This is a genomic window from Desmonostoc muscorum LEGE 12446, from assembly GCF_015207005.2.
Lineage (GTDB): Bacteria > Cyanobacteriota > Cyanobacteriia > Cyanobacteriales > Nostocaceae > Nostoc > Nostoc muscorum.
Genome location: NZ_JADEXS020000001.1, coordinates 966,197 through 979,721, shown reverse-complemented (window position 1 = coordinate 979,721; position 13,525 = coordinate 966,197). Strand labels below are relative to the sequence as shown.

The following is a 13,525-nucleotide window of genomic DNA, read 5'->3' as shown; positions in this document are numbered from 1 at the left end:
ATCACCTGACAAAAAAGCTTAAATTTAACATGAATGAGAGTTTAGCAGCCACATTAGGGGAATTACACGCACAAATATATTGGTTACATGATGCCGAAAAGTTTGCAGAATTGGCATCAGCAGCAGCTACCATATATATGAAACTTGGTTATACTCACCAACAGGCAGAAACCGCAGGTAACTTAATTAGTCAGGCTTATCAATTAGCTGATGATGCTGCTAATGCCCAAAAAATAGGTAATTTTGAACGAGAAATCCAGCTTTATAATCAAGCTAAAGATAAATTAACTGAAGTAGAAACCATATTAGGTTATCAAACCAGTATCGCTATACATCAAATGAAATGGTGGATGTATTTTCGTCATCAACAAAAATTCAAAATTCTAATTCACTTGTTTTTACAACATTTGAAAGCGGTAAGATTAATCAACTTAGTTACTGCTATGAAATTGACATATTTTCTGATGGAAATAGGCAGAGTTCATAAATCGCGTGACATCAAAACCACCAAAACTAATGCTATCCGATACTGGACAGAATTATTGAAAATTAAACCGCCACAATACCCTTATCTTGGTTAAATTGCTTATTTTTAGATGCTGAGTTCCCAGTGCCTCAATTGGAATTAATGAAGTAGTGCGACTTCTTCAATGCCTCATTTTCACCGAGAATTCAGGCTTTGAGCGTATTTTTCTGGCGATCGTAAACTCGATCGCCAGAATAGACACAATTGAGGGCGGCGGCTCAAACTCAGTTACAGCAGGCATCTTGGGCTTAACGCAGATTCCTATTCCATTGCTAGGAAATGCTTTTAGCTTGTTCTAGCTTGTAAGTGCGATCGCTCAATTAAAATCAAAATGCTATAATGCTAAAGGGGATACATTAACATTTCCCTAATTTCGCAAGATTTGAATCTAAATAAATCTCAAATCTGTGAAAAATAATTGGAGAGGTGTCCGAGCGGTTCATGGTGACGCACTCGAAATGCGTTTTGGGGAAACTCAACGGGGGTTCGAATCCCCCCCTCTCCGTTTTTCTCATGTATGCGTAATTACTTAGCCAGATATTTGGCAAAGAATACTAAAATATACACTAACAGTACATATTTATAGGATAAACTAATGCCATCGTGTGAGGAATGAACGATGACGAGTTCGAGCTTGCGGCGACCAGTTTCGTTTGCTTGTATTGGTGTCTGTTTTTATCTGGGTATTAGTGCAGGAGTCTTCATTCGGGTTGGGCGATCGCAGCGAACAAATGCTGCTACTACACCTGCTGAACCTGGTTTATTACCATTAACTATACCTGAATCTACGCCACCAACATCAAAAAAACAAACTTTTCCACGCACCGTTACCATTAAAGCTGTTGGAGATATTATTCCTGGTACTAATTTTCCTAACTACAGATTACCCCGCTTTCGAGAGCAATTATTACCAAAATCAGTGAGAACCCACTTGCAAGGATCTGATATCTTATTTGGTAACTTTGAAAGTAGCTTAACTAATTATCCCTACACTACTAAAGATATTAGTCGAGGACAAGTCTTTGCATTTCGCTCTCCACCTGCATATGCTCAGCTATTTGGTAAGGCTGGTTTTAATGTATTCAATATGGCGAATAACCATGCAATGGATTTTGGTCTGGTAGGGTTCAAAGATACAAAGAAGAATCTTGAGGCTGTGGGGATTGCCACATTAGGTCATAAAAATCAAATTCTCTATCTAAAAGCTAACAATATCCCTGTGGGAATGATTGGTTTTTCTCCTTATGAAATGTATAATTCCATCCATAATTTAGCAGCAGCTGAAAAACTCGTAACAGAAGCTAAAAATAATGCCAACATTGTAATAGTATCGATGCACGCTGGAGCTGAGGGAACAGAAGCACTACACGTTAAGAATCAGACAGAGTTTTTTTATGGAGAAAACCGAGGTAATTCAATCAATTTTGCCAGAAAAATGATTGATGCAGGAGCAGACTTAGTACTGGGACACGGGCCTCACGTTCCCAGAGCGATGGAAATTTATAAGAAAAAAATCATAGCTTATTCTTTAGGGAATTTTTTGGGATATCGGACTTTATCTACAAATGCTCAAGCAGGTGACTCACTCATTTTAGAAGTCAAACTCAATTCATCTGGAAATTTGGTATCAAGTAAAATTATTCCCATTCGCATGGATCGGCAGGGAATCCCTCAAGTAGATCGGCATTTTCGGACTGTGAAACTTATGCGTTATTTGAATAATCAAGCTTTTCCTAAAAATCCGGTGAAGATTAATAAAAAAGGGGAAATTGTTCTACATAATAAATCACAGCGATCGCCCTCGGATTCAGCAAATTTTAGATTTTAGATTTTAAATTTTGGATTGTTCATTGAAAACTTAAAATCTAAAATAGAACCATTTCTCATCCCTGCAAAGATTCAACAGGTGGAGGAATAATTTTTATACCGTAGCTGGGAGCAGTTGCCAAAACTTTTTCCATATCTGCGGGACTAACAGTAGTTGATGAGATACTTTCTGAAACTGGCACACCTATTTCCATGAAAAACTTTTCTAACCCTGCTGGCGTCAGCCAACACAGCAATTTTACTGGTTCTAAACCGATGTTTGTAAACCCATGAATCTGTCCTTTAGGAAAATGGAGAAAAGTTCCAGGAGTTGCTAATATTGTTTGGTCATGCAATTGAAATTCCAATTCACCCTCTTGAATATAAAAAGCTTCATCCTCATGACTATGAACGTGAGGAGGTGTACTGCTTTGTGGTTGAATGATAATCTCAATTAGGGCATAGGCTTGACCAGTTTCCTCACCTACAGCTTTAAAAGTATATAAATCTCCAAGCACCCAGTAAGAAGAACCTTGTCCTGGTTGTTGCAATAATTCTTTTTGATTGACTGTCATGGTAATTTCCTCACTTTTAAAATTTTATACCGAGTTGGGCATGGGGCATTGGGCATGGGGCATGATCGCCATTTTTCTAATATCGATGAGTTCGGTTTCTAGGCGATCGCGTGCTGCAATCTGCTCGACAATAAATTTAGCAACGTGTTCGCTTTGGCGACCTTGATGGGGAGTACCAAGAATTACTGGAATAAATAAGGATGAATCTGACATAGTTTTTCTCTCTACTGTTCTTGATAATTCCAAAGTAATCCACCATGACGCAAAACAATTCCCTGTCCGATGCCTTGACTGCTACCAGTAACTAAGGCAAGTTTACCTTCTAATTTCATAAACTTTTTCTCTGTGATTTATTCTTGAGTTTTTGGTTAATCTTTACAAACTCAAATTGGCAGCACCAAAAGTAGCATTAAACTTGCGACACCAGATAGCAGCAGATTTATAGTCTGCTAAATTTATATTTTCAGGAATGGAATAAGTCTGAGCGCCGCTATATTTTTGTAAACGAGCAACGATAATATAGTCTCCCTTTTTTAAGGGATAGGATGGTGGCTTGGTTGAATTGATGACGTTATTTGAACGATGTAAAATTACTACTAAATCCGGCCCTTGTTCAGAGGTTTTAAACGACTGGTCAAGCTCTAGAAATGATTTACCGTCTTTTTTCGTAATACGGACTGTTCCTTGAGTTGTATGTTCTCCAGAAACAAATGTGCCTGATTTGATAATAATTGAATTTTGAGATTGTGCTGATTGGGCTAAAGGCTTGGTCTGAGTTGATGAGACAGGAACAGATGCACTTACAGCCGCAGGACTTTCATTAGACTGCTTATTGGATACTTTTTGTACACAGCTAACTATAACAAGAGAAGATAAACTGATAATTAACAAATATCTGATTTTCATGCTTTCAATACCTCAATGGATCAATGAACGATATAGATTTTGGGTTTAAGTTTGAACTAATTATTACTTTAATAATTAGTCTAAAAATTATGGATATCTAAGGAATAATAGCTAGAAAGCTGATATTTGGCTTAGAAAGTTCTTATAGATTTATCAGCAAAATTTAAATTTTCAACCTGTCAGTAATTACAGGAAGTTTTTAAGTTGCGACACGGAACTGGGGAGTGGGGAGACAAGGTGAGAACTCGCAACAAGTCGTTGTCAATTTTTTTACGTAGATGCGTAGCCTCTCGTAGAGAAGGGAAGACTGCCAAGACGCAGAGAACATAGAGTTCAGAAGTGCTTAACTGAAATTTATTGCTTTTAAATCCATTGAAGCACTGCTAAAAATTTCTGAAATTAATTTAATTGCCTCCCCTAGTTTTACCCGATTACTCTCTATATTCATAAACACAAGGGCAGAGAAGACTGCCGAAAACAAACATCAAAAGAAGGAAAAAACAATGAAAACTGTAGAATCTATTCAACCTAAAACAATGAAGAAATTTGTGATTCGTGAAGTTGAGACACTCAGAACAACCAGAGCAGCCGCTTATGTCTGCTGGATATGTAGTAGTTGCTGGTAATTTGCGAAATTCATTCAAGTACCTCCCCTAGTTTTACCCGATTGTTATCTATATTCATAAACATAAGGGTAACAAATATTGCCCAAAACAAACATCAAAAACAAGGAAAAAACAATGAAAACTGTAGAATCTATTCAACCTAAAACAATGAAGAAATTTGTGATTCGTGAAGTTGAGACACTCAGAACAACCAGAGCAGCCGCTTATGTCTGCTGGATATGTAGTAGTTGCTGGTAATTTGCGAAATTCATTCAATTACCTCCCCTAGTTTTACCCGATTGTTATCTATATTCATAAACATAAGGGTAACAAATATTGCCCAAAACAAACATCAAAAACAAGGAAAAAACAATGAAAACTGTAGAATCTATTCAACCTAAAACGATGAAGAAATTTGTGATTCGTGAAGTTGAGACACTCAGAACAACCAGAGCAGCTGCTTATGTTTGCTGGATATGTAGTAGTTGCTGGTAAGTTCAAATAATCAATGAGTTATTTAATTTCAGCTTGACATTAAAAATAGTTCATTGAGCTAACTACATACTTTACCTGAAATTAGTGGTGGGGTACAATCCCCCACTAATTAATAAAGATTTTTGAGATCGCGCAGAGGCGCTCTAGGCGCACAGAAAGAAAGAGTTTAAAATCAGGAGTTTAGGAAGAGGTATATTGATTCTGACTCCTGAATTCTGACTCCTGTTAGCGCAGCGGGGCGTAGCCCATTCTGAATTCTTACAACATTACATTAATAAGGAAACTTGACGTGACCAGATATCCTGCTGATGCTCTGGTTTCTATTTATCCATTTACTCGCCAATCTGAAGGAGATGAATTCATTATTGGGCGAGTAGATACTAATATTTTTCTAGCATTACCCTCTGATGCAATAGAGTTACTGGACTATTTGGCTGCTGGAAAAACTATTGGACAAGCACAACGGCTTTACCAGCAAAAATATAATGAAGTGCCAGATATTGAAGGTCTGCTAGAAGTTCTAGAAGAAAATGATTTTGTTAATATTCTATCTTCTAGACAAACAATTTTACCAACACATACCAAGCAACCAAAGCAAATAAATCATTTTACCCATATTTCGCAGTCATCTGCTCAAAAATTATTTAGCAAAAAGGTACTAATTGGTTGTGGAATAGTCATATTTTTTGCTGTAGCTGCTCTTAGCTTTAAACCCGAAATTTTGCCTAGTTATCAAGCTTTTGTCTTTACAAAAAATGTCACTATGATGACGTTAATTTTAACTGGAATTAATGTTATCGCAGTCTTTTTACATGAGATGGCTCATTTAGTCGCTGCTAAAGCAGTGGGTGTTTCTTGCCAATTAAGACTTAGCAATCGCCTTTGGATACTCGTAGCAGAAACAGATATGACGGGGATATGGGGTGTGCCTCGAAATCAGCGGTATCTACCTTTTCTTGCAGGGCCATTGCTAGATGTTGTATTAACTTCTGTCTTGCTGCTGATTTTGTTTGCTCAACAAGAAAATTGGGTGGTAATATCTCCCATTGTTTTACAGCTAATGCAAGCGATCGCTTTGAGCTATCTACTAGGTTTAATTTGGCAATGCTATTTCTTTGTTCGGACTGATTTTTACTACGTCATTGCTAATTTTTTTAGATGTAGAAGTCTGATGAAGGATACAAAGGTTTTCTTACAAAACCAAATATTTCGATTATTCAGATTTTCTCATCCCACTGACCAATCCTCTATTCCTAGAGGCGAAATGCGAGTGATTCGCTGTTACGCTATTATCTACGTTTTAGGTCACATCGCTGCATTTTGGTCGCTGTTTTTCATTGGTATTCCAACAATGTGGAATTATGCTTCCCTACTTTTAGGCACGTTGAGTGCAGGGTATGAATCTAATCCTTATGCCTTCACCGATGCCCTAGTAATGGGATTGCTGGTTTTTGGAATTCAAGGTATTGGTATTTTTCTTTGGATTAACAGTTTACGTCTTACTAAAAGGAGATAAATTATGAACCGCCAAAATACTCTCGAACAAAATATTTTACAACAACCAGAAATTGCTAAGGTGATTTTGCTGGAGGGAGAATCGGGTAGTTCCAGGTTAGAAATTTTGCAGCAATGGTTACAGGTAGGTGAAGAAAATAAAGCAAAAACTTGGCTGCTATCCTTTAATACCCAAGAAGATGGGTTATGGTCTGGATTAAATGAATGGCTAAATCAACTTTTACCAGATATTCAAGAAAAAGCACCACATTTAATTGAAAAACATAGCTATGAATTAGCAATGATTTTGCCTGGTTTAAGGCGTCAAATATCAGTTAAAAACCCGAATTTAACAGATAGTTCTATTGATGATGAAAGGGTACGGAATTATCCTTTAGATCGAGCCTATAGAATCATACATGGGGTAATCAATTTACTAGATTCCTGGTTTGATTACACAGATGCTTCTCCTTGGTTGATTGCTTGTAATGATTATGAACAAGCAGGATTTTTAGTACGCCGCTTTTTTGCTGAACTCGTCCGTCGTCGAGGACAGAAACTAAAGTTAAGTTTAGTCTTTGCTGCTGCTCCTAATACTGGTGAAACTGCGATCGCTCACTTAAATCATCAGTTTTTAGCGCAAAAGATTAGTTTGGAATTACCACCAAAACCAGAAGTAGTAATTTCCCAAGCAAAAATGTCCCAACTGGCGCAAAAGTTGGAAGAACAAATTGGTAGAGATTCTATTGAACTTGAAATTCATGGACCGCGCCTGGTTTCATATTGGTTACAAAGTGACCAACCTGAAAAAGCATTGATTTGGCAAGCAAGACTATTGGGAACTTATAATCACCAAGGTTTTTATGAAGATGCATTAGTATACTGTGAACCCGTTGCTACTCAACTTGACCATCTTTGTGGAAAAGACAATAACATGCGATGGAATATGGTTGGGAATCTTTTTAATTGCTACGCAACAACAGGAAATATTACCAAAGCATATCAAATTGTTCAAGAAGAAGCTCTCCTCAAACTTGATGCACCAGCGCAGTTAGTTCGAGCTTATTACATAATGGCAATGTTCCATACTCGCTTTCTGCCGGAACATGACCATGCTTTAGCTGAAGATTATCTCAATCGCAGTCTGAGTATCTTAGCAGAATCAACGGCAGATATTCCAGCTGATGATAGACATTTTATGACTGCTTTCGATATGAACGGTTTAGCACTTGTTAAACACCGTCAAGGTTTCCCTGAAGAAGCAATTAAACTTTGTAAGTCGGCAATTGAAGAATTCAAAAACCATTTAAGTGAAGGTCAACATCGATTACATCGCTCAGTTTTGGACTATAACATTGCCCAAGTATACGCAGCAATGGGCGAATTAGAAGAAGCTGTGATTTATTTTACAGCTGCGATCGCTGCCGATCCAAACTACTCAGAGTACTACAACGATCGCGGTAATGTTTACCAACGCCTGGGTTATTTGGAAAATGCTTTGAATGATTATCACCAAGCTATTGAGCTTAGCCCACCATACTATGAAGTCTGGATGAATATCGGACATTGCTATTATTTAAAAGGTCTGCCCGAAGAAGCAACTAAGGCTTATTCAGTGGCTCTTGATTTAGAACCTACTCTGACTCCAGCATTGATTGGCCGCGCTCAAGCATTTGAAGCATGGGGATATCTGGAAGCAGCTTTATTAGATTATAATGCGGCACTTGCTTTAAATTCACAGCAACCTTTATTATTAGCAAATCGGGCTACACTTCACTACGAACTTGGACAACTACCAGAAGCTTTGAGTGATTTAGCAGCTGCGATCGCTTTATCACCAGATAATCCAGATTTCTATCAAAATCGCGCGATCGTATTAATTAGTTTAGGTCAGTCTGATGCTGCATCTACAGACCTCCAGACTTATCTTCGGCTTAATCCCGATGCCACAGATCGTGCTGAAGTAGAGGAAAATTTATCTAGTCTTAGCAAGGGATAGGGACTTCATAGGGTTCGGCTTACAGGTTTCATAAATAATCTAGCGCGATCGCACTTGTAAATTAAAGGTGCGATCGCAACTTCTTCTATTATCTCAGTTATCTGAGTTTGATTTTCATAATTTATAATATTGTTTGCTAAAAATCTTTAAAGCGATCGCACTACAAAAAACAAATCTCTGCGTACCTCTGCGCTTTCCTTTGCGCCCCTCTGCATTTCAAAATATTATCTGTACCTCAGTTAACAAGAGGTATAGCTGTAAATTTCAATCTGAAGACGGAATTGATCAAAATTGTTCCTGGATAACTCCCCAGTTTCACTACAAAGGGAAATAATGAAAGGATACGTCCTTGTTATGGCAGTCAGCTACTGTCACTCTTAATTCACTTGTATAAAAGCTAATCAAAGCAGACATGAAACGGAGAAAAAACAGTGCAAATCACTAAACGGAATGTCGAGTTAAGAGTCGATGACAGTTTGATGCGTGTCTATGTAGCGTCTCCTAAAACACCAGGACTTTATCCCGGTATTGTATTTTACAGTGATATTTATCAGTTAGGCGAGCCGATAATTCGTTTAGCTAACTACTTGGCAGGATATGGCTATGTAGTGGCGGCACCCGAAATTTTTCATCGCCTTGAGCCAATTGGGCAAGTTATTGAACCAAACGATCTCGGTCGGATGCGTGGTAATGATGACGCTCGCCGAACTGCGATCGCACATTATGATGAAGATTGCCATGCTGTAATCGAATTTCTCAAGACAGAAAGTGCAGTTTCTCCAGGCAAGATAGGCACTCTCGGCTTTTGTATTGGAGGACATTTAGCTTTTCGTGCAGCATTTAACAGCGAAATTAAAGCTTGTGTCTGTTGCTATCCTACTGGCATTCCCAGTGGCAAACTGGGGCAAGGTGTAGCCGATACAATCCATCGAGTTAGTGAAATCAAAGCCCAGATGCTAATGGTGTTCGGTACACTCGACCCTCATATCCCAGACTCTGACCGACAAACCATAATTAAAGCTCTAGAAAATGCTAATGTACCCCATAAAGTTCTCTTGTATGAAGCAGAACATACCTTCATGCGTGACGACGGTTATCGCTACGATTCTGCTGCTACTACCTCTGCTTGGGCTGAAATAATACCTTTCTTGGAAGGTGTGTTTGCAAACTGAAGAAATTTTTTTTCTTAGGGATTTCCGAGAAATAAATTATCGAACCACAGAGGCGCAGAGAACACAGAGAGAGGAAAAATACAGAGGGTTTTTGCATCAGTTTTAGGATATTTTTTTATTTGGAAGTCCCTTACTTGTTGCTAATACCGTTTCTTTATAAGGCTGCGCTAAATTTTTTTGACTTCTTATTTCTTTCTTTGCGTCCTTCTCTGACGAGACGCTGCGCGAATGCGTTCTTGGCGGTTCGTTCTTCATTTATCTGCTGTAATACTGCGTTTCAATCCATACTCGCATTTCAGTTTCAGAGCCAAAAGAAGCAGAACGTCCTGTCATCGGGTCATAGGCGTGCCAAGAACAATCCCCATTGGCAAGGCGTGTTTCCCAAACTTGCAATTGAGAACTGCTTGTAATTACTGTAACTAAACTGTGCCAAGCGTTTTGAAGTTTTGATTTTAGTACCAACCATTTATCAACTATCTTCATAGAAAAATCTTCCCGACTCAATCGAACATCAGATACTTTCTAGATTCGCTTGCTTACATCCCAATTAGAAGGTACAGATTTGCTCAATTTTGACTGGTACAGTCATAGTATTTACAACTGTTCTAGTCAAAATGCGCCCAACTGTACCAGTTCAAACACACAAAAATCTCTTAATATTGCCTATAATCCCTGCTATCATCCCGAAGGAAGGATTGCATTGTGAATATTCCTTTAGATCGGCATTCACCAACCCCGATATATCTACAGATTCGCAATTATCTTAGTCGTTTGATTCAATCTGGCAAAATACCAGATAGACAAAAACTTCCTTCTATTCGGGCAATGTCCACGAGTATTCAAGTTAATAAGTTGACTGTTATTGAGGCTTACAGTCTCTTAGAAGCTGATGGACTCATACATGCTCGCCAGGGTTCCGGCTATTTTGTCAACCGTACAATAAAAGTATCCTCTGGTCTGACTTTGCGTTCGACCTTTGCACCATCTCAAGAAGTGATAATTTCACAAGGTAGTGGGTCTTTTTTCGAGCAATATACAGCTTCAATTCAGGCTCGACGGCAGCGAGACATTATTGAGTTCAGTTCAGGTTTTCCCTGTACTACCATCTCAGATAATCTTCAACAGGTTGCTAAACGGGCATTGGCTAAAGCAGGGGATACCCTTTTTAGAGAAGACTTCCCTGAAGGACAATTTATACTGCGGCAACTGATTGCTCAGATGTTAGTCCAACAAGGGTTAGAGGTTTCCCCGGAAGAAATAATTATTACCGCTGGCTCACAACAAGCTCTATCTTTAGCTATGCAATACTACCTGCAAAAAGATGACTGGGTGATTGTGGAAACACCAACCTATCATGGTGCATTGGGAATTCTGGAAAACTTACAAGCCAAAGTCATAGGAATTCCCATGACTGCGGAGGGAATGAATTTGGAATTGCTGGAGCAGTATCTCAAAAGCCATCGACCAAAATTAATTTACACCATTAGTACTTTACACAATCCAACCGGTATTACAACTTCCCAAGCTCATCGACAAGCGTTATTAACGTTGGCACAACAGTACGAGTGTTTGATTATGGAAGATAATGCTTACGAAGGGTTAAATTTTGAACCAGTTCCTCCTCCCATCAAGGCATTCGATCGCCATAATTTGGTGACTTACATCAGCACATTCTCAAAAACCCTGATGCCTGGAGTGCGAGTTGGTTACATGGTGGTGCCAGGTGAGCATTATCAACCTCTGGTGAAGCAGAAATTACTCAATGACTTGCATGTATCTACGGTATCTCAGGCAATTGTAAGCGAGTTTTTAGCATCGGGACATTATCGCCGTCACCTGAATCGTTTACGTATTAGTAACTTGCAAAGTCGGAATGTGATGTTGCAAGCTTTGGAAAATTATTTTCCTGAAGCGATCGCCTGGACGATTCCCCAAGGTGGTTTATTTCTGTGGACTCATCTGCCAAACCATTTACCTATTCAAGCAATTTGCTCTGAAGCATTATCACACAATGTCCTCGTTGCTAGTGGTGCTGCATTTTTTCTCAGACAAGGCTATCCGGCGATGCGCTTGAACTTTTGCCACACACCAGAGGATATTGAACATGGCATTAAAGTTCTTGGTCGGCTAATCAAAAAGTATTTAACTGAGAGTTCCATCACTATGGGTTTGTCATCTCAACGAGTAATTGTATCGTCGATTCGCTCATAAGTAAGTCGGCAAGAAAAATTCAATGTATATGAAGAAATATAAATTTGATGTAGGGACTTTATGGGGCAATACAGTTCAGTTAAGCATCTTTCTTCTCTTCCTTCTCTTCCTTCTCTTCCTTTGCGTCCTTTGCGTACTTAGTGGTTCGTTAAAAAAATTGACTTTGATAAAGGGTTTTAGCCTTAACTGAACCGTATTGCTTTATGGGGTTGGGCTTACAGGCTTCATAAATAATTTAAAGCGATCGTAGTTTGAGGTATACTTTATTGAACCATTTAATTAATGCTTTGCCATTCACGAGCTTCTACAAATAATGATAGATGTTTAACATTAGTAGTAGCAATAATAACTTGATGCCCTTTTAATTCTTCAATTTTGGCTTGTGCTGCTAAAATCACATCACCATCAAGAGATTTAGGATCAGCAGTTGGTTTTCCTGCTTTTCTCACTTCAGCCCAAAAATTCGCTGCTAAAAGCATTACAGAAGTAGTAATGGGTAAATAAGTAATCGCTTTTTTCAGTTGATCTAACCGTTTAATACCTGATGTTTTTCCTGCTCTCAGTAATTCTCGCCTCACTTCGTAATCAGCAATTTCAGGTAAGATTATTTGATACCCTTTTAAGGGTAGTTTATCTAGCCATTATTTACACTCCTGACAAATAGGATTAGAGTTTTTCGGATTTGTTACCATTCCTAAAACATTTGTATCGAGGAAAACCAGTTTACTCATAAAAACTGATGCAAAATTTAAAATTGATTGTCATCAATTGCTTGAATCAAATATTCCCAAGTTTCTGTTTGCTCTTGTTCGTCTCCTTCTTCTAACCATTGTTTAGTTAATTGTTTGAGTGCTTCATGTTGTTGATTTAAAATTTCTTCTTCTTGTTGATCTAACTCTTTTTGAGAAGGAGTTAAGAATTCTGGTTTAATAGTTACACTTTCACGAAAAACCCGAATAATTGCCAGCAAGTTTGGCCAGTATTCCTTGGGTGTTTCTTGGATTTCTCTTAAAATTTCCACCAGACAAGTTTCTGCACGATTATTACTGACTTCAGCTTCCTTAATTAAATTGGGTTGAGACATTAGGACATTATTCCTCATTAAATTAATTCCAGGGAAGATGAGTTCAAAAAACTCACGTTAATTCAATTATACCAACACAGCTTGTTTTCCTTAGTTGTAGGCTGGGCTTATGATGTGAGAACTCAAAATTATTTACATTAGCAAACTTTCAATTTCCTCATCAGTAAAACCAAACTGCCTAAAAATACGCAAAACATAACCAGGAGACATTTCTTTTGCACCCATATCTATAGGAACGACTCTTCGTTGTCCTTCAACTGCACGACTATATAAACTATGGTCGCCTTTTCCTTCTCTATGAAATGTGCAACCTGCTTGTTCTAAAAGCTTAATTAACTCCTTTGGTTTCAAGGAAGGTATATTCTTAGGCATAAACCTTCCTTAATTCGTATATCCCTGAATCTTGTTCTTTTTCTTCAACAAATAAAAATTCATGTAATTGCTCGATTGAAATAGGAGATTTATAAATATTAGTTTCAGTCTTATAAACAATTTCAAAGGATTCAATTGCTTCTTTCAGTTTATTAATTGCATCTTCTTGAGTATTCCCCTGGCCGACAATACCATTTTCTAAACATAAAGCAACCCAATAGCCACAACTTTGTCTGAGTACAACGGTATAAAAGTTCATTTTTGTTTAACTGTTGAGTTT

The 13,525-nt window shown here is 38.1% G+C and carries 18 protein-coding genes and 1 tRNA gene; 11 read left to right on the top strand and 8 right to left on the bottom strand.

All coding sequences use genetic code 11. The features are described 5' to 3' along the window. Nucleotides 1–29 precede the first annotated feature (29 nt). From IQ276_RS04230 to IQ276_RS04215, 4 genes are all read left to right on the top strand, one after another. Complete coding sequence (locus tag IQ276_RS04230) at nucleotides 30–581, top strand: hypothetical protein (protein ID WP_193921904.1); 552 nt, start codon at nucleotides 30–32, stop codon at nucleotides 579–581. Between the two features lie 55 nt (nucleotides 582–636). Then, nucleotides 637–825: a hypothetical protein gene (locus IQ276_RS04225; RefSeq protein ID WP_193921902.1), complete on the top strand. Its 189-nt coding sequence runs from the start codon at nucleotides 637–639 to the stop codon at nucleotides 823–825. Nucleotides 826–946: 121 nt separating this feature from the next. Continuing rightward, nucleotides 947–1,031: transfer RNA gene (locus IQ276_RS04220), tRNA-Ser, on the top strand. A 114-nt stretch (nucleotides 1,032–1,145) separates the two neighbouring features. Next, nucleotides 1,146–2,354 (top strand): CapA family protein, encoded by a 1,209-nt coding sequence (locus tag IQ276_RS04215; protein ID WP_193921900.1) that lies wholly within the window; start codon nucleotides 1,146–1,148, stop codon nucleotides 2,352–2,354. Nucleotides 2,355–2,409: 55 nt separating this feature from the next. On the opposite strand, the gene IQ276_RS04210 is transcribed toward IQ276_RS04215, so the two are convergent. The 3 genes from IQ276_RS04210 to IQ276_RS04200 form a co-directional block, all read right to left on the bottom strand. After that, nucleotides 2,410–2,907, bottom strand: coding sequence for a quercetin 2,3-dioxygenase (locus IQ276_RS04210; RefSeq protein ID WP_235115417.1), 498 nt, complete (start codon nucleotides 2,905–2,907; stop codon nucleotides 2,410–2,412). Nucleotides 2,908–2,931: 24 nt separating this feature from the next. Continuing rightward, nucleotides 2,932–3,120: a hypothetical protein gene (locus IQ276_RS04205; RefSeq protein WP_228042997.1), complete on the bottom strand. Its 189-nt coding sequence runs from the start codon at nucleotides 3,118–3,120 to the stop codon at nucleotides 2,932–2,934. 162 nt (nucleotides 3,121–3,282) lie between these two features. Further along, the gene (locus IQ276_RS04200; RefSeq protein WP_193916169.1) at nucleotides 3,283–3,813 is read right to left on the bottom strand and encodes a DM13 domain-containing protein; all 531 of its coding nucleotides are present in this window, start codon (nucleotides 3,811–3,813) and stop codon (nucleotides 3,283–3,285) included. A 503-nt stretch (nucleotides 3,814–4,316) separates the two neighbouring features. Here IQ276_RS04200 and IQ276_RS40040 point away from each other — a divergent pair. The 6 genes from IQ276_RS40040 to IQ276_RS04185 all read left to right on the top strand — a co-directional run bounded on the left by IQ276_RS40040 (nucleotide 4,317) and on the right by IQ276_RS04185 (nucleotide 9,578). Next, nucleotides 4,317–4,439: a hypothetical protein gene (locus tag IQ276_RS40040; RefSeq protein ID WP_255264301.1), complete on the top strand. Its 123-nt coding sequence runs from the start codon at nucleotides 4,317–4,319 to the stop codon at nucleotides 4,437–4,439. Between the two features lie 114 nt (nucleotides 4,440–4,553). Then, entirely contained in the window at nucleotides 4,554–4,676 is a 123-nt protein-coding gene (locus tag IQ276_RS40035; RefSeq protein WP_255264301.1) for a hypothetical protein, read from the top strand. A 114-nt stretch (nucleotides 4,677–4,790) separates the two neighbouring features. After that, a complete protein-coding gene (locus IQ276_RS40030) occupies nucleotides 4,791–4,913 on the top strand; it encodes a hypothetical protein (RefSeq protein WP_255264301.1) in 123 nt (40 codons plus the stop codon). A gap of 289 nt (nucleotides 4,914–5,202) precedes the next feature. Beyond that, nucleotides 5,203–6,429, top strand: coding sequence for a zinc metalloprotease (locus tag IQ276_RS04195; protein WP_193916172.1), 1,227 nt, complete (start codon nucleotides 5,203–5,205; stop codon nucleotides 6,427–6,429). 3 nt (nucleotides 6,430–6,432) lie between these two features. After that, complete coding sequence (locus IQ276_RS04190) at nucleotides 6,433–8,406, top strand: tetratricopeptide repeat protein (protein WP_193916175.1); 1,974 nt, start codon at nucleotides 6,433–6,435, stop codon at nucleotides 8,404–8,406. Between the two features lie 431 nt (nucleotides 8,407–8,837). Then, nucleotides 8,838–9,578: a dienelactone hydrolase family protein gene (locus IQ276_RS04185; protein ID WP_193916178.1), complete on the top strand. Its 741-nt coding sequence runs from the start codon at nucleotides 8,838–8,840 to the stop codon at nucleotides 9,576–9,578. A gap of 255 nt (nucleotides 9,579–9,833) precedes the next feature. On the opposite strand, the gene IQ276_RS04180 is transcribed toward IQ276_RS04185, so the two are convergent. Next, on the bottom strand, nucleotides 9,834–10,061 hold the full coding sequence (locus tag IQ276_RS04180; RefSeq protein ID WP_190882138.1) for a hypothetical protein: 228 nt from the start codon (nucleotides 10,059–10,061) through the stop codon (nucleotides 9,834–9,836). Nucleotides 10,062–10,280: 219 nt separating this feature from the next. Between IQ276_RS04180 and IQ276_RS04175 the strand changes: the two genes are divergently transcribed. Then, nucleotides 10,281–11,789, top strand: a complete 1,509-nt coding sequence (locus IQ276_RS04175) for an aminotransferase-like domain-containing protein (RefSeq protein WP_193916181.1) — start codon at nucleotides 10,281–10,283, stop codon at nucleotides 11,787–11,789. A gap of 275 nt (nucleotides 11,790–12,064) precedes the next feature. Here IQ276_RS04175 and IQ276_RS04170 read toward each other — a convergent pair whose 3' ends face one another. The 4 genes from IQ276_RS04170 to IQ276_RS04155 form a co-directional block, all read right to left on the bottom strand. After that, nucleotides 12,065–12,367, bottom strand: a complete 303-nt coding sequence (locus IQ276_RS04170) for a type II toxin-antitoxin system VapC family toxin (RefSeq protein WP_235115416.1) — start codon at nucleotides 12,365–12,367, stop codon at nucleotides 12,065–12,067. A gap of 170 nt (nucleotides 12,368–12,537) precedes the next feature. Continuing rightward, the gene (locus tag IQ276_RS04165; RefSeq protein ID WP_193916184.1) at nucleotides 12,538–12,873 is read right to left on the bottom strand and encodes a hypothetical protein; all 336 of its coding nucleotides are present in this window, start codon (nucleotides 12,871–12,873) and stop codon (nucleotides 12,538–12,540) included. A gap of 132 nt (nucleotides 12,874–13,005) precedes the next feature. After that, nucleotides 13,006–13,245, bottom strand: coding sequence for a type II toxin-antitoxin system HicA family toxin (locus IQ276_RS04160; RefSeq protein ID WP_193916187.1), 240 nt, complete (start codon nucleotides 13,243–13,245; stop codon nucleotides 13,006–13,008). Beyond that, nucleotides 13,238–13,504: a type II toxin-antitoxin system HicB family antitoxin gene (locus IQ276_RS04155; protein ID WP_193916191.1), complete on the bottom strand. Its 267-nt coding sequence runs from the start codon at nucleotides 13,502–13,504 to the stop codon at nucleotides 13,238–13,240. Before IQ276_RS04155 ends, IQ276_RS04160 begins: the two co-directional genes overlap by 8 nt. Nucleotides 13,505–13,525: the final 21 nt, after the last annotated feature.

What these genes read in the sequence shown, in the direction of transcription:
- IQ276_RS04230 (WP_193921904.1), top strand. Translation starts at nt 30, where the DNA reads ATGAATGAGAGTTTAGCAGCCACATTAGGGGAATTACACGCACAAATA.
- IQ276_RS04215 (WP_193921900.1), top strand. Translation starts at nt 1,146, where the DNA reads ATGACGAGTTCGAGCTTGCGGCGACCAGTTTCGTTTGCTTGTATTGGT.
- IQ276_RS04210 (WP_235115417.1), bottom strand. Translation starts at nt 2,907, where the DNA reads ATGACAGTCAATCAAAAAGAATTATTGCAACAACCAGGACAAGGTTCT.
- IQ276_RS04205 (WP_228042997.1), bottom strand. Translation starts at nt 3,120, where the DNA reads ATGTCAGATTCATCCTTATTTATTCCAGTAATTCTTGGTACTCCCCAT.
- IQ276_RS04200 (WP_193916169.1), bottom strand. Translation starts at nt 3,813, where the DNA reads ATGAAAATCAGATATTTGTTAATTATCAGTTTATCTTCTCTTGTTATA.
- IQ276_RS40040 (WP_255264301.1), top strand. Translation starts at nt 4,317, where the DNA reads ATGAAAACTGTAGAATCTATTCAACCTAAAACAATGAAGAAATTTGTG.
- IQ276_RS40035 (WP_255264301.1), top strand. Translation starts at nt 4,554, where the DNA reads ATGAAAACTGTAGAATCTATTCAACCTAAAACAATGAAGAAATTTGTG.
- IQ276_RS40030 (WP_255264301.1), top strand. Translation starts at nt 4,791, where the DNA reads ATGAAAACTGTAGAATCTATTCAACCTAAAACGATGAAGAAATTTGTG.
- IQ276_RS04190 (WP_193916175.1), top strand. Translation starts at nt 6,433, where the DNA reads ATGAACCGCCAAAATACTCTCGAACAAAATATTTTACAACAACCAGAA.
- IQ276_RS04180 (WP_190882138.1), bottom strand. Translation starts at nt 10,061, where the DNA reads ATGAAGATAGTTGATAAATGGTTGGTACTAAAATCAAAACTTCAAAAC.
- IQ276_RS04165 (WP_193916184.1), bottom strand. Translation starts at nt 12,873, where the DNA reads ATGTCTCAACCCAATTTAATTAAGGAAGCTGAAGTCAGTAATAATCGT.
- IQ276_RS04160 (WP_193916187.1), bottom strand. Translation starts at nt 13,245, where the DNA reads ATGCCTAAGAATATACCTTCCTTGAAACCAAAGGAGTTAATTAAGCTT.
- IQ276_RS04155 (WP_193916191.1), bottom strand. Translation starts at nt 13,504, where the DNA reads ATGAACTTTTATACCGTTGTACTCAGACAAAGTTGTGGCTATTGGGTT.